This is a genomic window from Aquamicrobium terrae (assembly GCF_052978165.1).
This window is the reverse complement of sequence record NZ_JBRKLZ010000001.1, coordinates 863,864-879,846: the sequence shown is the minus strand read 5'-3', so window position 1 is coordinate 879,846 and position 15,983 is coordinate 863,864. Positions and strand designations below refer to the sequence as shown.

Genomic DNA, 15,983 nt, shown 5'->3' with positions numbered 1-15,983 from the left:
CAGCGCGTAACGGTCATGTAACCCCTGTAACGTGACCGCAAAGGCGAATCTTCACTACACAGGACAAGGACGCGGCAGGCTTCGGGGATGGGGGCATCTTCCGAAGCCGGGTCTCAGGTGACGGCCGCGTCCATCCGGTTTCTTGCCGGCGTTGCTGGCAGGCGCGATGCGGCGGACCTGCCGTTTTCCTCCCCGGGGACGGTCCGCAACAAACGGCGGCAGTATCATCTGCCGCCGTTTGTTCATGCTGGACCATGCGCTGCGGCATGTCAGGCCGCCTTGCCGGCTGCGTTCATGACGTCATCGGCCAGCCGGCCTGTCAATTCAGCCATGTGGCTGAAGCTTGCGACATAGGTGGCGACGCCCGCGGTTGCCGAGCGCAGTTCGACGATCAGGTCGCCCATCTCCGCCTGCGGCATGGTCGCCTCCACCACATCCCAGCCCGGCCAGCCGTCGCGGGCGTCATAGCCCAGTATCTGGCCGCGCCGTTGCGGGATGAGGGCGATGATGCGCGCCGTCGCATCCGAGGGGGTGAAGATCTCGACCTTCATGATCGGCTCCAGCAGCACCGGCGAGCATGCGGCCATGCCTTCCTTCATGGCGAGCCGCGCCGCCATCTGGAACGCCATATCGGAGGAATCGACCGTGTGGTAGGAGCCGTCGCTGAGATTGACGGCGATGTCGACCACCGGAAAGCCCAGCGGGCCGCTTTTCAGGTAGTCGCGTATGCCGGCCTCGACCGAGGGGATATATTGCTTCGGCACCACGCCGCCGCTGATCGTGTCGGTGAACTCGAAGCCGCTGCCGCGCGGCAGCGGCTTGATCTCGATCACCACGTCGCCGAACTGGCCATGCCCGCCCGACTGCTTCTTGTGGCGGCCGCGCTGCTGCGTTCCCTTGCGGATGGTTTCCCGGTAGGGCACCGCTGGCGCGTGGCCTTCGACGGCGATCTGGTTGCGGCCCTCCAGCCGTTCGCGCACCACCCGCAGATGCATTTCGCCATGGCCGGACAGAACCGTTTCGGCCGAATCCTGGTTGTGGGCGAGGCTGAGCGAGGGGTCTTCCTCGGCCAGCCGCTGGACCGCGGCCGAAAGCTTCACGTCGTCCTTGCGTTCCTTGGGGCGCAGGGCAAAGGCATAGACCGGTTTCGGCGGCGTCAGTTCGATCAGCGGCGCCCTGCCGCCCTTCGCGGAGGTCAGGGTCTGGCCGGTGCGGGCGCCGTCGAGCTTGCCCACCGCCACCGTGTCGCCGGCCACGGCCTGGCCGAGCTTGGTCTGGTCCTTGCCGAACATGCGGTAAAGGCCGGAAACCTTGTTGACCTCGCCGTCGGGCAGGTAAAGCTCCCCGCCATCCGCCAATTGGCCGCACAGCACGCGCGAGACGGAAAGCTTGCCGCCGTGCGGCGTGTAGATCGTCTTCATCACCTGCACCAGCGTGGCGCGCTCGTCGTCGCCCACGCCGAGCCGCCGGCGCGTCGCCTCGACGTCCGGCGCGTCGTGGCGGATCGCTTTCAGCAGGCGCAGCACGCCATTGCCCTTTTCGGCCGTGCCGAGCAGGACCGGCGTCACCCGCCCTTCGCGCAGATCGGCGGCGAGGTCATCGAACACCGCATCGCGCGGCGGCTCGATCTCCTCCAGCAATTGCTCCATCAACTCGTCATTGTGGTCGGCCAGCGTCTCGAGCATCGAAAAGCGCGCCTCGATCTCGCGCGCCTTCTCGTCGCCGGGAATCTCGGCCACCTCGCTCTCGGCATATTCGCGGTAGATGTAGGCGCGCTCCAGCGCCAGGTCGATCGAGCCGATGACGACGCCGTCCTTGCGCAGGGGAATCTGGCGCAGCAGCAGCGGCACCGAGCTTGCCGGCTGCAATGTCTTGAGCGCTTCGCGAACGCCGGTCGTCGCCTTCTCGACCTTGTTGAGGAACAGGATGCGCGGCACGCCGAGTTCGTCGAGGCGGCGCATGATGAGTTGCAGGGCCGGTATCTTCTTCTCGTCGGGCTCGGCCACGACGATCGCGGCGTCGCATGCGGCAAGCACCGGCTCGGCCTCGAAGGCGAACTCGATCGAGCCGGGGCAGTCGACGAAGGTCAGCGTGTCGCCCATGAAGTCGACGGTGGCGAAATTGGCCTCGACGCTCATGGCGTGTTCGCGGGCTTCGGGAGAGTGGTCGGAAACGGTGTTGCCCGAGGCGGTGGGATTCTGGCGGGCAATGGCGCCCGTGCGGGCGAGAATGGCTTCGAGAAGTGTCGTCTTGCCGCTTGAGAAGGGACCGACGATGGCAATGCATTTCGGTCCCGTACGTCGTCCTCCGGCGCGATTACCCATGGCTGACCTCCGCTCAGGCATTTTTGAAGGGAGCGGCGGCCGGCCTGGCGGCCGTCGCGCGGCGGCAGCTTCGTGGCGCGGCTGCCTGCCGTGAAGCATGGTCACATGGCTTTGCAGGAAGGACAAGTAGGCTTTGCAGGCAGGGCAAGTGGATCAGGCGCGAAGCGGGCTTGCCGCGCATCCTCGCTTCGGCTGAAATGAGGCAAAGGAGAGAGCCGATGAAGATCATTCGTGGCGGCAGCGTGCCGACCGTCATTGCCTCCGATGCCTATTTCACCGGCCGGGTCACCCAGACCCCCATCGTCGAGGCGGAAGCGCCGGCGCGGCTGCGGGCGGTTTCGGTGAGTTTCGAGCCCGGCGCACGCACGCACTGGCACACCCACCCGCTCGGCCAGACGCTCCACGTTGTGGCGGGCGCCGGGCTGGTTCAGGTGTGGGGCGAGCCGATCCAGCAAATCGGTGTCGGGGACACGGTCTGGTTCCCGCCCGGCGAGAAGCACTGGCACGGCGCCGGGCCGCAGACGGCCATGACCCACATCGCCATGCAGGAAGCGCTGGACGGCAAGGCCGTCGACTGGCTGGAGCCGGTCGACGACGCGCAATATGGCGGGTGAGGGGAACCCCGGATGGCCGGCACGTCGTCACGGATTGCCGCCTTTGTCGAAGCCCTTCCCCTGAAGCGCGGGATGCGGGTTCTGGAGATCGGGTGCGGCCCCGGCGTGGCCGCTCGCGAGGCGGCCAGGCGCATAGGCGATGGGTTCGTCCTGGCCATAGACCGGTCCGAGAAGGCGGTCGGCCTGGCCCGCGCGGGATCGGTTTCCGAGATGGCTTCGGGCCGGCTCGATTTCAGGTGCGTTGCGATCGAGGACTTCGTGGCGGAGGCCGGCGAGGAGCCCTTTGATCTGGCGTTTGCCATGCGGGTCGGCGCGCTCGACGGGCGCCATCCGAAAGCGGCGCCCATGGCCTTGCTGCGCATCAAGGCAGCCTTGAAGCCCGGCGGCCGCCTGTTCATCGACGGCGGCGATCCCTTGAAGGAAATCGATCCTGACAGCGGATGACGACCCTTGATCCGGACCCATGCGGCCGTTGCGCTTGATTGTCCGTGCCCTGTCGGGCTAGGCTCCATCATCGACCGAGTGGCAACTAGGGTTCCGGGCGGCATGTCCGCTGCTGGACCGAGCGTTGCAGAGACCGCGGGAATTTCCGCGGCTGCACCCAAGGGATAAAACACCAGGGGAGGAGACGTCGAGATCAACCGGCGCCACAGGCGCGCAAGGGGGTCTCAATGACGCTGTCCTCGCTGCTTTTCGTCGTTCTGGCATCGCTCATCCACGCGAGCTGGAACCTGCTCGCCAAACGCGCGGCCTCGGTCGGCCCGGTTTTCGTGTTTGCCTACAACCTCGTTTCCTGCATCGGCTACGCGCCGTGGGTGCTTTACGTCCTGGGGCAGGGCCACATCGCGTGGAGCGGCGCCGGGGTCGGCTTCGTGCTTCTCAGCGGTGTCATCCATCTGGCCTACAGCCTGTGCTTGCAGCGGGGCTACCAACTGGCCGATTTTTCGGTGGTCTATCCGGTGGCAAGGGGCACCGGCCCGATGCTGTCGACGATCGGCGCTTTCCTGATCCTCGGGGAGATGCCGACCGGCGTGGGGCTGGTTGGGCTGGTGCTGGTGGTCGCCGGGATCGGGCTCATCGCAACGCGGGGCGACCTCTCGGCATTCCGGCGGCCGGGCGGCCAGTCCGGCGTTCGCTGGGGCACGACCACCGGCGGGCTGATCGCGTCCTATACGGTGGTCGATGCCTATGCGGTCAAGGTGCTGGGCATCGCCCCCGTCGTGCTCGACTGGTTCTCCAACCTTTTGCGGTTCTTCCTGCTGGGCCCCTTCGTCGTCGCGCATCCGCGCCGGGCCCTGAAGGCCATGCGCGGCTTCTGGTGGACCGCCGTCGCGGTCGGCCTGCTGTCGCCCCTGTCCTATATCCTCGTTCTGGCGGCCTTGGGATCGGGCGCACCCCTCAGCCTGGTCGCGCCGATGCGGGAGATGTCCATGATGGTGGGGACGCTGATGGGGATGTTCTTCCTGAGGGAAATCGTCGGGCCCTGGCGCCTCACCGGATGCGCGGTCCTCATCGCCGGCGTGATCCTTCTCGGGGTCGGATAAGAAAAGCCCGGCGCGAGGCCGGGCTTTTGGAGTCTTTTGAATCGCTTGCGCCGATCAGCTCAGGCTGGCCGTGAAGCGCTGGATGCGCGTGCAGGCTTCCTCCAGCAGCGCATCCGACGTGGCATAGGAGATGCGGAAGTTGGGGCCGAGGCCGAAGGCCGAACCGTGCACCACGGCCACGCCTTCCGCCTCCAGCAACTCGGAGACGAAGGTCTCGTCGGTGTCGATCACCTTGCCCGAGGGGGCCGCCTTGCCGATCAGTTCCTGGCAGGACGGATAAACGTAGAACGCGCCTTCCGGCGTCGGGCAGGTGATGCCGCGCGCCTGGTTGAGCATCGAGACGACGAGGTCGCGCCGGCCCTGGAAAACCGCCTTGTTCTTCGCGATGAAGTCCTGCGGGCCGTTCAGCGCCTCGACCGAAGCCCACTGCGCGATGGAGCAGGCGCCCGAGGTCTGCTGGCCCTGGATCATGTCCATGGCCTTGATGAGCTGGATGGGGCCTGCGGCATAGCCGATGCGCCAGCCGGTCATCGCATAGGCCTTGGACACGCCGTTCATGGTCAGCGTGCGGTCGTAGAGGTTGGGCTCCACCTCGGCGATGGTCCTGAAGACGAAGTCGCCATAGGTCAGGTGCTCGTACATGTCGTCGGTCAACACCCACACATGCGGGTGCTTCAGGAGCACGTCGGCCAGCGCACGCAGTTCGGCTTCGGCATAGGCCGCGCCCGAGGGGTTGGACGGTGAGTTCATCACCAGCCACTTGGTCTTCGGGGTGATCGCCTTCTCCAGCGCCTCGGCTGTCAGCTTGAAGCCGTTGGCGATCGAGGTTTCGGCAAAGGTCGGCGTGCCGCCGCACAGCGCCACCATCTCCGGGTAGCTCACCCAGTAGGGACGCGGGATGACGACCTCGTCGCCGGGGTTCAGCGTCGCCATGAAGGCGTTGAACAGGATCTGCTTGCCGCCGGTACCGACGATGGTCTGCTCCGGCTTGTAGTCGAGGTTGTTCTCGCGCTTGAACTTCCTGGCGATCGCCTCGCGCAGCGGCGCGATGCCCGACACCGGCGGGTACTTGGTCTCGCCGCGGCGGATCGCCTCGATGGCGGCGTTCTTGATGTTGTCCGGCGTATCGAAATCGGGCTCGCCCGCGCCGAGCCCGATGACGTCGCGCCCGGCGTTTTTCAGCTCGCGCGCTTTCTGCGAGACCGCGATGGTCGCGGAAGGCTTCACGCGGGAAAGGGCGTCGGCAAGAAAGGCCATTTGGACGTCTCCGATATATGGCTGGACGGGGAAAAATGCTGCACGCCTCTAATGTCGCATCGTGCTGTCGAGTGCAAGCATTGTTCGCTGCTGGCGCAATGGTTGCCGGGTCTTAAAGGGCCGGATTAACGCGGGTTAAACCGCTTTTAAGCGTTTCGTGACAGTTTGGACGAATCCCGCGAAGCGAAGGGAAAGATCGTAAGGGTGGAGCGCAGGGCAGGCCTATCTCATATCGAGCGCGAGGCGGATGGCACCGCGATCGGGCGGTGGGGGCCTTTCACGCTCAGGACCGCCTTCCAGCCGATCTTCGCCTTCCATGAAGGCAAGCTGCGCGTCGAGGCATTCGAGGCGCTGGTGCGTCCGTTCCGCAACGGGGAGCCGGAGACGCCGCCGGCCTTCTTCGCCACCTGCAATGCCAGCGACAGGTTGCAGGTCGAGGAACTGACGCGGACGCTGCACCTGCTGAATGCCGGGGTGTGCCTGCCTGAAGGCGTCATGCTTTTCATCAACATCGATCCGTCGGTTTTCACCGAGCAGGACATCGGTGACACCACGCTGCGCAACATGCGGCTGGTGCTGAGCAGCGTCGGCATTGCGCCGGCCCGCGTCGTGTGCGAGGTCACGGAGAACCCGACCGGGTCGCAGGAGGCCTTCTACAGTTTCGTCACCGGCCTGCGCGGCAACGGCTTTCGCATCGCCGTCGACGACTACGGCGCCGATGAATCCGACATCAGCCGCATCAAGGATCTGATGCCCGATATCGTCAAGTTCGATGCGGTCTGGATCAACCGGCTGATGGAATCCGATGTCGGTTTCGCCTTGCTGGCGACCATGGTCAGATCGTTCGAGGAGCAGGGCATCCGCACGGTGTTCGAAGGCATCGAGGAGGACTGGCAGATCGAACTGGCCGAAAAATCCGGCGCTTCCATGGTGCAGGGTTTCGTGCTGGCGCGGCCGGTGATGGCCTCGCCCGAAATGAAGGGGGCAGGTACGCCGCCCCCGGAACCGGAGCCGGAGGAACAGCTCAAGCCGGCGGCGCCACGGTCCGGCCCGCAACATCCGCCCGGAAGGACATTCGGCCGGCGGGTGGTGCGATGACAGCCGGAAACAGACGCCGGCGCATGGTCGCGGATGCCATATTCGCCGATGAGATCGGCATCGAATATGCCGTGCACGAGGATTTCCGGCTGCGCAGCACCTACCAGCCGATCTTTGCGCCGCGCGGCGAGCTGTTGCGCATGGTGGCGGTGGAAGCGGCCGTCGAGGCGCATCACCGGGGGTGCAGCGTTTCGCCAGCCATCTTCCTCGACGCGGTTCTGCCGGGGGAGCGTCCCTTCGTCGATGCGCTGTGCCGCACGCTGCACCTGCGCAATTTCCGCAATATCGGCCTGGACGGGCTGAAGCTGTTTTTCGGCTTCGACCTCGACGTCAATGACGGGGCGGGGCGCACGGTTTCCGAATTGCGGCTGATGGCCGGCCGGCTGGACGAGCTGGGCCTGCATCCGGGGCAGGTGATGTGCCAGGTTGCAGGGGGGCATGCGGACGAGCCGGGCCTCCTGTGCGAGGTGGCTTATGAAATGCGCGCCAGCGGGCTTGGCGTGGTCCTGTCCGGCTTCGGCACCGGCCATGAGAGCGAGCAGCAGGTCGACGTGATCCGGCCGCATGTCGTGCGGGTCGACGGGCCGCTCTTCGCGCTGCTGTGCTCCTATCCGGCCGCCGGGCACCTGTTCGGGCGGCTGGTGTCCATGCTTCAGGATGCCGGGGTCGAGGTCCTGGTGGAAGGTATCGAGACGGCGCGGCAGTTGCGCATGGCGCTGGAAGCCGGCGCCGACCTGCTGCAAGGCCTGCTTCTGGCAAGGCCGCTTGCCGCGGGCGCGTTCTTCGACGAAAGCCCGCTGGTGATCGACCGGCTCCTGCCCGGGGCGGATGCGGCCATGGCGCTGCGGCCGGATCGGGGCAGGTGAAGCTTTTTTTGATGCTTCCAGCAAATTAAGTCATTGGAACCCGGCGTCCGCGCCGCGCAATATGCGCGCCAACGGAGCGATGCCCATGCCCAGACTTTACGGAATGATCGACAGCGGCAATTGCTACAAGCCGCGGCTCTTGATGGCCAAGCTCGGCCTGCCCTTCGCCCATGTCGAGGTGAGTTCCCGCACCGGCGCCACCCGCACGCCCGACTACAAGGCGCGCAATCCCAATGCCATGGTGCCCCTGCTGGAGCTGGACGACGGCAGGGCGATCGCGGAATCGAACGCCATCCTGCTTTATCTCGCCGAGGGCACGCGGTTCCTTCCGTCCGACCGCTACGAGCGGGCCTTGGCCTATCAGTGGCTGTTCTTCGAACAGTACAGCCACGAGCCCTATATCGCCGTGCGCAAGGCGCTGCTGACCTTTCCCGAACGCGCCGCGGATGCGACACCGGAACGGCTGGCGCTGACGCTGGAGCGGGGCAACAAGGCGCTTTCGGTGATGGACGGGCATCTTTCCACCCGCGATTTCTTTGCGGGCGGCGGCATCAGCGTGGCGGACCTGGCGCTTTATGCCTACACCCACAGCGCGGGGAAGGGCGGCTTCGACCTCGACGCCTATCCCCATGTGGTGGAATGGCTGCGGCGGGTCGAGACCGATCCGGGGCATGTTCCGGCCGAGTGGCTGCCGCCGGCCTGAAACGCCGGCGTGAAAAAGGCGGGCAAAGCCCGCCTTTTCCTATTCGATGGGGTCAGGTGGCCTGACAGGGAGCTTTCTGGCCGGGCCGGCAGCAATCCGCTGCTTCGGCTGGTCGGTTTCTTCAAGCTCCGGCGCGCTTCCCTCGCGACCGCCAGTACATCCGTGGCTTGCCGCGCGGTCCGGGTCGATCACCCGGCGCGCGCTCGCGCAGGGTCAGGCCGCCTGCAGAGATCCAGCGGACGACTTGCCGGTACGGCGGTCCTGCTCGATCTCGAAGGTGACTTTCTGGCCGTCGGCGAGCGAGGTCAGACCTGCGCGCTGCACGGCGGAGATGTGGACGAAAACGTCCGGACCACCATTGTCGGGCTGGATGAAGCCATAACCCTTGGTGGCGTTAAACCATTTCACGGTTCCGGTTGCCATATTGCGTATTCCTTCAAGTTGGCTGCTTTGTCTGTGACCGGAAAACCATCCGGCCGGTGGTATCGAGATTTTGCAGATAGACGGCAGCAAGCTCGTAGGAACGCGCGGCCCGGATCGATCGGCCGAAATATCAACGAGCCGCATATAGCGTTTGCTTGCGGCCAAAACAAGGGGCTGCGATAAACGGGCTTCTGCCGCCTTGCGGAACAAGGCCCGCCGGGACGGCGTTTCAGGAGCCTCGCATTGCGGAGGACGAAAATGACCAAACTTCCCTTCGGCAAGACGTTTCACCTTGGCAAGATCGCTGTTCTCGGGCTCGGCCTGAGCCTGCTTGCGGCCGAGGCGCATGCCGTCTCACGCTACGACCCGACGCGCATGAGCTGCGACGGCGTGCAGGTCCGCGTCGCCCGCGAGGGCGCGGTGATCCTGCGCTACCGCTCGCCCCGCAACCCCAGCCTGCCGCTCTACGACCGCTATGTGAGCGACAGCCGCTTCTGCCCGGCCGGACAGGTGCGGGCCCGCGCCTATGTGCCGAGCGCCGACACGCGCTCGTGCCCGGTCTACAAATGCAAGCAGCCGGAATTCGAGCGGCGCGGCCGGATCTGGATGTTCGGGCGGGACTGACGGCTGGAGCCTGGTTTCCTTGGCTGCATTTGTGCAACGCCAGGCGGTTGCGTCTGGCATGCAAAATGCTCAAAAGCCGAACGACGTCTGGGCGGGCGGCGGCGGGCCGACCCGCACGCCCTCCAGCGCCAGCATCTTTTCCTTGGTCGCCGAGCCGCCGGGGGCGGAAAAGCCGCCGATCTTGCCGCCGGCCGCCACGATGCGGTGGCAGGGCACCACCAGCGGCACCGGATTGGCGCCGAGCGCAGCCCCGGTTTCGCGCGCCATGCCCTCATGTCCGGCGCGGCGGGCAAGCTCGCCATAGGTGACGGCCTCGCCGAAGGCCAGCCGGCGCGCGGCGGCGTAGATGTCGAGCCGGAAGGCGTCGATGCCGGAAAGGTCGACCGGCACGGCCGAGAAATCGATATCGGCACCGGCGAAATAGGCCCTGATCGCCTCCACCAGCTCCGCAACCCAGCCTTGCGGCTGGGCGACGGCGGGGCCGTGCCCGGCCAGCCGCCGCTCGACGCCCGCGCGGCTTTTCTCCGGCAGGCAGAGCCGCGTGATGCCGGCTTCGCTCCAGGCAAAGCCGGTGAAGCCCATCTGCGTTTCGAAGACGGTATGGCCGGCGGTTTTGTCGGAATTGTTACGCATTGTTACATTATCTCATCTGCCTGCCGTGGCCGCCACCCGAAAACAGCACATCCGCAGGTTGCCCGCCGGAATCGGCTGGTGTAAGGAGCGATTAACCGATCAACGGACTTGTACCGCTCTTGCCAGCGAAGCTCAAAATCGTCGCCTTTGGCATGGTGCTGGCCGCTTTTGGCCTTTCCGGCTGCACGACCACGTCGCAGACCACCCAGAACCTTGTCGAGACGAGCGAAGCGGAGGCCGACGCCGGCTTCGTGGTGCCGCTGCCCGAGACGGTGGCCGTGCTGCCCGAGAGCGCTTTCGCCGATGCTTCCCGCAACGCCGATCTGGCCGCTTTCCCGGCGCCCGCGCAGCCCGGCGAGACCGCGCCGGTGATGGCGCTGGCCGCCGCGCCTGCGGCATCCCCCATTCAGCTCGCCTCCGCCGCCGCCATGCCGCGCGCGGAGCCCGCGGTGCTGACCACCACGACCGCCGATGCGGAGCCCGTCTCGCGCGGCGGCGTCGACGGGCTGATCGCCAAATATGCCAATGTCTACGGCCTGCCGGAGCAGTTCGTGCGCCGCGTGGTGAAGCGCGAAAGCACCTTCAATCCCAAGGCGTACAACAACGGCCATTGGGGCCTGATGCAGATCAAGCACGCGACGGCGCGCGGCATGGGCTATGACGGCCCGGCCAACGGCCTGCTCGATGCCGAGACCAACCTGAAATATGCGGTGAAATATCTGCGCGGCGCCTGGCTGGTGGCCGATGGCGACGAAAACCGCGCCGACCGGCTTTACCAGACCGGCTACTACTACCACGCCAAGAGGCGCGGCATGCTGGAGATCACCGGTCTCGGCAAGGACCGCAAGCGCCGCCGCGAACCGGCCGCCATCCCGGCCCTGCCGGTGGAAACACCGAGCCATGTCGACCTGCCGGTCGCGCTGAACGAATCCTGATCCTTCCGGCATTTTTCTCCCCTGCTCGAGGACGGCCGGGCCACCGCGCAATTCATCCTCGCCACGCCCGGAAAACCGTCTGGCCATTGATCAAGTCGGGATGACGGGCGGCGCTCGGTCGCTCATCTGAAGTTTTGTGGTGCGGCCTTGCGACCGCCCGTCCAGCGTCCTACCGGGCCCAGCCGGCTACAGCCTTCGAGGCCGCGCACCCCTTGCGAGGATACGCGTGCAATGGACCGACCCGTCCCGTTTCCAGAACGGTTTCAGCCGGGCTGCCGCATTACCGCACAGTCCAGCCTGCGGCGAACCATCGATCCCTTCGCCAGGCACTCCCGATCAGCGGCTTGCCCTCACGTTCAGGGTTCGCCGCCGCGCCGTCCCATCCTCCGCCGCCACCGTCATGACCGGCGGTCCCGCAGGAAGGGCAGGGGAATGATAGGCGAGGCGGCGAGGGTGGGGATAAAAGTGCCGGTTTCTTTCGGATTTTGCAGGAAAAAGTCCCTCACCCTTACCCTTTCCCCCCGGGCGGGGAGAGGGAGGCATCGGCGTTGCGGCCATCTTCCTTCTCCCTGTCTGCGGAGAAAAGAATCTTTCGGGCAGCAACCGGAAGCTTATCTGTCGCCCGATGCGGCGAGGAACACGGCCAGTTGCGCCGCGAATGCCCGCTGGAAGGCCGGTCGCGCCTCGCCGCGGGCGACATAGGCGGCAAGGTTCGGATATTCTTCCAGCATCCCCGACCCGTTCAGCCTGCGCAGCACCATCACCATCATGAGGTCGCCGGCGCTGAAGGCGCCATCGAGCCAGCCGTCGTCGCCAAGACGGCGGGAAAGTTCGGCCAGCCGGACGCGGATGCGATCCTCGAGGAAGGACAGGCGCTCCCTGCCGTACCAGGGCTGGCCGCGTTCCACATAGGGCGCCTGTTCGTGCTCGACGATAGGCGGCTCCACCGTGTTGAGCGCGGCGAACATCCACATGATGGCGCGGGCCCGGCCATGCGGATCGTCCGGCAGCAGGCCGGCATGATGTTGCGCGATATGGAGCACGATGGCCCCCGACTCGAACAGCGCGAGATCGCCTTCCTGATAGGTCGGAATCTGCCCGAAAGGCTGGAGCGCGCGATACGCGGCTTCTTTCATCTCGCGGAACGAAACAAGACGGACCCCGTAAGGCTGGCCCACTTCCTCGAACGCCCAGCGGACACGCATGTCGCGCGCCTGACCCTTGCCGCGGTCGGGCGAACTTTCAAAGGCGGTGATAGTGGGGATCATGGGAAGGCTCCGGGCGGTTTCGCTCATATTATTCGGCTACTGGGCTTTTCAGCCAGAGGACGAATGAGCGGCTGCGTTCCCGACAAGCGCAGCGGCCAAATGAAAAGGCCGGGTCGAAACCCGGCCTTTTCATGAACCCTTCAGGACTCAGAAATATTCCTGCAACGGCCGCACTTCCAGCGAGCCGGCCTTGAGGGCGGCGATGGCTTCGGCTACCGCCGCCATGCCGGACAGCGTGGTGTAGTAGGGCACCTTCTGCATCAGGGTGGCGCGGCGCAGCGATTTGGAGTCCGACACCGCCTTCTGGCCGTCCGTGGTGTTGAAGACGATCTGCACCTGACGGTTGCGGATGGCGTCCTCGATGTGGGGGCGGCCTTCGAGCACCTTGTTGATCTTTTCCGCCTCGATGCCGTTTTCGGCCAGGAAGCGCTGGGTGCCGCCGGTCGCCAGCACGCGGAAACCCTGTCCGGCGAGGCGGCGCACCGGCTCCAGTATGCCGTGCTTGTCGTCGTCGCGCACCGAGACGAACAGCGTGCCCGAGCGCGGCAGGTCGACGCCCGCGCCGAGCTGCGCCTTGGCGAAGGCCAGCGCATAGTCGCGGTCGAGGCCCATGACTTCGCCGGTCGACTTCATCTCCGGCCCGAGCAGGATGTCCACGCCGGGGAAGCGGGAGAAGGGGAAGACGGCTTCCTTGACCGCGATGTGGCCGGGATTGCGGGCGTTCGGCTTCTCGCCATAGTGCGCGAAGGCTTCGTCCAGCGTCTCGCCGGCCATGATGCGGGCGGCGACCTTGGCGATGGGCTTGCCGACCGTCTTGGCGACGAAGGGCACGGTGCGGCTGGCGCGCGGGTTCACCTCCAGCACGTAGATGGTGCCGTCCTTGATGGCGTACTGGACGTTCATCAGGCCGCCGACATTGAGCGCTTTGGCGAGCGCGGCCGTCTGGCGCTCGAGTTCGTCCACGATCTCGTCGGACAGCGAGTGGACGGGCAGCGAGCAGGCGCTATCGCCCGAATGGATGCCGGCCTCCTCGATGTGCTCCATGATGCCCGAGACGTAGACGTCCTTGCCGTCGCACAGGCAGTCGACATCGACCTCGATGGCGCCCGACAGATAGGTGTCGAACAGAAGCGGGTTCTTGCCGAGCAGCGTGTTGATCTGGCCGGTCTTGTCGTTGGGGTATTTCTGCTTGATGTCCTCCGGCACCAGCTCGGGCACGGTGTCGAGCAGGTAGGTTTGCAGCATGGCCTCGTCATGGATGATCTGCATGGCGCGGCCGCCCAGCACGTATGAGGGACGCACCACCAGCGGGAAGCCCAACTCGCCGGCAACGGTGCGGGCCTGTTCGACCGAATAGGCGATGCCGTTCTCGGGCTGGGTGAGGTCGAGCTTCTGGAGCAGCTTCTGGAAGCGGTCGCGGTCCTCGGCAAGGTCGATCATGTCGGGCGAGGTGCCGAGGATCGGGATGCCGTTCTTCTCCAGCGCCTCTGCCAGCTTCAGCGGGGTCTGGCCGCCGAACTGGACGATGACGCCGACCAGCTCGCCGCGGCTCTGCTCCATCTTGAGGATCTCGATGACGTCCTCGGCGGTGAGCGGCTCGAAATAGAGGCGGTCGGAGGTGTCGTAGTCGGTCGAAACCGTCTCCGGGTTGCAGTTGATCATGATCGACTCGTAGCCGGCCTCGGCCAGCGCGAAGCAGGCGTGGCAGCAGCAGTAGTCGAACTCGATGCCCTGGCCGATGCGGTTGGGGCCGCCGCCGAGGATGACAACCTTCTTGCGGTCCGAGACGCCGGCCTCGTTGGCGGGTTGGCCGGCGAAAGGCTGCTCATAGGTGGAGTACATATAGGCGGTGGGGGAGGCGAATTCGGCGGCGCAGGTGTCGATGCGCTTGTAGACCGGGTGGACGGCAAGCGAATTGCGAAGCTGGGCGACTTCCTTGGGTTTCTTGCCGGTCAGCGAGGCGAGGCGGGCGTCGGAGAAGCCCATGGCTTTCAGCATGCGCAGATTGGCGGCGTCCTCGGGCAGGCCGTGTTCGCGGATGCGGGTTTCCATGGCGATGATGCCGGCGATCTGCTCGAGGAACCACGGGTCGATCTTGCACATGGCGTGCACGTCTTCCAGCGAGGTGCCCATGCGGATGGCCTGCGCCACCATGCGCAGCCGGTCGGGCGTCGGGGTGCCGAGGGCGGCGCGGATGGCGTTCTTGTCATCGCCCTGGCCGATGCCGGGGATCTCGATCTCGTCGAGGCCGGTGAGGCCGGTCTCCATGCCGCGCAGCGCCTTCTGCAGCGATTCCTGGAAGGTGCGGCCGATGGCCATGACCTCGCCGACCGACTTCATGGCGGTGGTGAGGGTCGGCTCCGCGCCGGGGAATTTCTCGAAGGCGAAGCGCGGGATCTTGGTGACCACGTAGTCGATGGTCGGCTCGAAGGAGGCCGGCGTCGCGCCGCCGGTGATGTCGTTCTCCAGCTCGTCCAGCGTGTAGCCGACGGCCAGCTTGGCGGCGATCTTGGCGATCGGGAAGCCGGTGGCCTTGGAGGCGAGCGCGGAGGAGCGCGACACGCGCGGGTTCATCTCGATGACGACGAGGCGGCCGTTTTCGGGGTTGACCGCGAACTGGACGTTGGAGCCGCCGGTCTCGACGCCGATCTCGCGCAGCACCGCGATCGAGGCGTTGCGCATGATCTGGTATTCCTTGTCGGTCAAGGTCAGCGCGGGCGCGACGGTGATCGAGTCGCCGGTGTGGACACCCATCGGGTCGATGTTCTCGATGGAGCAGACGATGATGCAGTTGTCCGCCTTGTCGCGGACGACCTCCATCTCGAACTCCTTCCAGCCGAGCACGCTTTCCTCGATCAGCACCTCGGTGGTCGGCGAGGCGTCGAGGCCGGACTGGACGATGGCAAAGAATTCCTCGCGGTTGAAGGCGATGCCGCCGCCGGTGCCGCCGAGCGTGAAGGAGGGGCGGATGATGGCGGGCAGGCCGACGGCATCCAGCGCCTGCGCTGCCACGCCCATGGCGTGCGCGACGTAGCGCTGCTTGCGGTCGCCTTCGCCGAGGTTCCAGCGGGTTTCGAGCGCGTCGAGGTCAGTGTCGGAGGCGCCGGACGCCTTGAGCTCGGCGCGCTCGGCCTCGTGCTTCTTGCGGTCGGCATCCTTGACGTCGGTGGCGTTGGCCAGCATCGACTTCGGCGTCTCCAGCCCGATCTTGGCCATGGCCTCGCGGAACAGGGCGCGGTCCTCGGCCTTGTCGATGGCCTGCGCGTCGGCGCCGATCATCTCGACATTGTAGCGCTCCAGCACGCCCATGCGGCGCAGCGAAAGGGCGGTGTTGAGCGCGGTCTGGCCGCCCATGGTGGGCAGCAGCGCATCCGGGCGCTCCTTGGCGATGATCTTGGCGACGACTTCGGGCGTGATCGGCTCGATATAGGTGGCGTCGGCCAGCTCCGGGTCGGTCATGATGGTGGCCGGGTTGGAGTTGACCAGGATGACGCGGAAGCCTTCCTCGCGCAGCGCCTTGCAGGCCTGGGTGCCGGAATAGTCGAACTCGCAGGCCTGGCCGATGACGATGGGGCCGGCACCGATGATCAGGATGGATTTGATATCGGTGCGTTTTGGCATGGCAGGGTCCGTTATGGCTATGCGCGCGAAACGCCGGCGCCGGGAAACCGGGCCGATGTGCGCGAGGTGAATA

14 protein-coding genes are annotated in these 15,983 nt (G+C 66.1%); 8 read left to right on the top strand and 6 right to left on the bottom strand.

Annotated elements, in window-relative coordinates:
- Nucleotides 1–269: 269 nt before the first annotated feature.
- A complete protein-coding gene (locus ACVCNR_RS04400) occupies nt 270–2,324 on the bottom strand; it encodes an elongation factor G (protein ID WP_447073940.1) in 2,055 nt (684 codons plus the stop codon).
- Between the two features lie 218 nt (nt 2,325–2,542).
- On the opposite strand from ACVCNR_RS04400, the gene ACVCNR_RS04395 reads away from it, so the two are divergent.
- From ACVCNR_RS04395 to ACVCNR_RS04385, 3 genes are all read left to right on the top strand, one after another.
- Nucleotides 2,543–2,938: a (R)-mandelonitrile lyase gene (locus ACVCNR_RS04395; protein WP_354198604.1), complete on the top strand. Its 396-nt coding sequence runs from the start codon at nt 2,543–2,545 to the stop codon at nt 2,936–2,938.
- A 12-nt stretch (nt 2,939–2,950) separates the two neighbouring features.
- The gene (locus tag ACVCNR_RS04390; protein ID WP_354198602.1) at nt 2,951–3,382 is read left to right on the top strand and encodes an SAM-dependent methyltransferase; all 432 of its coding nucleotides are present in this window, start codon (nt 2,951–2,953) and stop codon (nt 3,380–3,382) included.
- Between the two features lie 227 nt (nt 3,383–3,609).
- Nucleotides 3,610–4,482: an EamA family transporter gene (locus ACVCNR_RS04385; protein WP_354198600.1), complete on the top strand. Its 873-nt coding sequence runs from the start codon at nt 3,610–3,612 to the stop codon at nt 4,480–4,482.
- Between the two features lie 54 nt (nt 4,483–4,536).
- On the opposite strand, the gene ACVCNR_RS04380 is transcribed toward ACVCNR_RS04385, so the two are convergent.
- Entirely contained in the window at nt 4,537–5,739 is a 1,203-nt protein-coding gene (locus tag ACVCNR_RS04380) for a pyridoxal phosphate-dependent aminotransferase (protein ID WP_354198598.1), read from the bottom strand.
- A 204-nt stretch (nt 5,740–5,943) separates the two neighbouring features.
- Between ACVCNR_RS04380 and ACVCNR_RS04375 the strand changes: the two genes are divergently transcribed.
- The 3 genes from ACVCNR_RS04375 (at nt 5,944) to ACVCNR_RS04365 (ending at nt 8,406) form a co-directional block, all read left to right on the top strand.
- Nucleotides 5,944–6,837 (top strand): EAL domain-containing protein, encoded by an 894-nt coding sequence (locus tag ACVCNR_RS04375; protein ID WP_447073939.1) that lies wholly within the window; start codon nt 5,944–5,946, stop codon nt 6,835–6,837.
- Nucleotides 6,834–7,703 carry an EAL domain-containing protein gene (locus ACVCNR_RS04370; RefSeq protein ID WP_447073938.1) on the top strand — a complete coding sequence of 290 codons (870 nt, stop codon included), beginning with the start codon at nt 6,834–6,836 and terminating at the stop codon, nt 7,701–7,703. The genes ACVCNR_RS04375 and ACVCNR_RS04370 overlap by 4 nt, the downstream gene beginning before the upstream one ends.
- Before the next feature lie 85 nt (nt 7,704–7,788).
- Nucleotides 7,789–8,406, top strand: a complete 618-nt coding sequence (locus tag ACVCNR_RS04365) for a glutathione S-transferase family protein (protein ID WP_447073937.1) — start codon at nt 7,789–7,791, stop codon at nt 8,404–8,406.
- A 213-nt stretch (nt 8,407–8,619) separates the two neighbouring features.
- Here the strand turns inward: ACVCNR_RS04365 and ACVCNR_RS04360 are convergent, their stop codons facing one another.
- Complete coding sequence (locus tag ACVCNR_RS04360; RefSeq protein WP_354198590.1) at nt 8,620–8,829, bottom strand: cold-shock protein; 210 nt, start codon at nt 8,827–8,829, stop codon at nt 8,620–8,622.
- A gap of 258 nt (nt 8,830–9,087) precedes the next feature.
- Here ACVCNR_RS04360 and ACVCNR_RS04355 point away from each other — a divergent pair, with 258 nt between their 5' ends.
- The gene (locus ACVCNR_RS04355; protein WP_354198588.1) at nt 9,088–9,453 is read left to right on the top strand and encodes a hypothetical protein; all 366 of its coding nucleotides are present in this window, start codon (nt 9,088–9,090) and stop codon (nt 9,451–9,453) included.
- Nucleotides 9,454–9,522: 69 nt separating this feature from the next.
- Here ACVCNR_RS04355 and ACVCNR_RS04350 read toward each other — a convergent pair whose 3' ends face one another.
- The gene (locus ACVCNR_RS04350) at nt 9,523–10,086 is read right to left on the bottom strand and encodes a methylated-DNA--[protein]-cysteine S-methyltransferase (RefSeq protein WP_447073936.1); all 564 of its coding nucleotides are present in this window, start codon (nt 10,084–10,086) and stop codon (nt 9,523–9,525) included.
- Between the two features lie 119 nt (nt 10,087–10,205).
- Here ACVCNR_RS04350 and ACVCNR_RS04345 point away from each other — a divergent pair, with 119 nt between their 5' ends.
- Entirely contained in the window at nt 10,206–11,021 is an 816-nt protein-coding gene (locus tag ACVCNR_RS04345) for a transglycosylase SLT domain-containing protein (RefSeq protein ID WP_447073935.1), read from the top strand.
- A 611-nt stretch (nt 11,022–11,632) separates the two neighbouring features.
- On the opposite strand, the gene ACVCNR_RS04340 is transcribed toward ACVCNR_RS04345, so the two are convergent.
- Together ACVCNR_RS04340 and carB are read right to left on the bottom strand one after the other, a co-directional pair.
- Nucleotides 11,633–12,289 (bottom strand): glutathione S-transferase family protein, encoded by a 657-nt coding sequence (locus tag ACVCNR_RS04340; protein WP_447073934.1) that lies wholly within the window; start codon nt 12,287–12,289, stop codon nt 11,633–11,635.
- Between the two features lie 147 nt (nt 12,290–12,436).
- Complete coding sequence (gene carB / locus ACVCNR_RS04335) at nt 12,437–15,910, bottom strand: carbamoyl-phosphate synthase large subunit (protein WP_447073933.1); 3,474 nt, start codon at nt 15,908–15,910, stop codon at nt 12,437–12,439.
- Nucleotides 15,911–15,983: the final 73 nt, after the last annotated feature.

Excerpts from the sequence above, each read along its gene's own strand:
- ACVCNR_RS04400 (WP_447073940.1), bottom strand. The coding sequence starts at position 2,324 with ATGGGTAATCGCGCCGGAGGACGACGTACGGGACCGAAATGCATTGCC.
- ACVCNR_RS04395 (WP_354198604.1), top strand. The coding sequence starts at position 2,543 with ATGAAGATCATTCGTGGCGGCAGCGTGCCGACCGTCATTGCCTCCGAT.
- ACVCNR_RS04390 (WP_354198602.1), top strand. The coding sequence starts at position 2,951 with ATGGCCGGCACGTCGTCACGGATTGCCGCCTTTGTCGAAGCCCTTCCC.
- ACVCNR_RS04385 (WP_354198600.1), top strand. The coding sequence starts at position 3,610 with ATGACGCTGTCCTCGCTGCTTTTCGTCGTTCTGGCATCGCTCATCCAC.
- ACVCNR_RS04380 (WP_354198598.1), bottom strand. The coding sequence starts at position 5,739 with ATGGCCTTTCTTGCCGACGCCCTTTCCCGCGTGAAGCCTTCCGCGACC.
- ACVCNR_RS04370 (WP_447073938.1), top strand. The coding sequence starts at position 6,834 with ATGACAGCCGGAAACAGACGCCGGCGCATGGTCGCGGATGCCATATTC.
- ACVCNR_RS04365 (WP_447073937.1), top strand. The coding sequence starts at position 7,789 with ATGCCCAGACTTTACGGAATGATCGACAGCGGCAATTGCTACAAGCCG.
- ACVCNR_RS04360 (WP_354198590.1), bottom strand. The coding sequence starts at position 8,829 with ATGGCAACCGGAACCGTGAAATGGTTTAACGCCACCAAGGGTTATGGC.
- ACVCNR_RS04355 (WP_354198588.1), top strand. The coding sequence starts at position 9,088 with ATGACCAAACTTCCCTTCGGCAAGACGTTTCACCTTGGCAAGATCGCT.
- ACVCNR_RS04350 (WP_447073936.1), bottom strand. The coding sequence starts at position 10,086 with ATGCGTAACAATTCCGACAAAACCGCCGGCCATACCGTCTTCGAAACG.
- ACVCNR_RS04340 (WP_447073934.1), bottom strand. The coding sequence starts at position 12,289 with ATGATCCCCACTATCACCGCCTTTGAAAGTTCGCCCGACCGCGGCAAG.
- carB (WP_447073933.1), bottom strand. The coding sequence starts at position 15,910 with ATGCCAAAACGCACCGATATCAAATCCATCCTGATCATCGGTGCCGGC.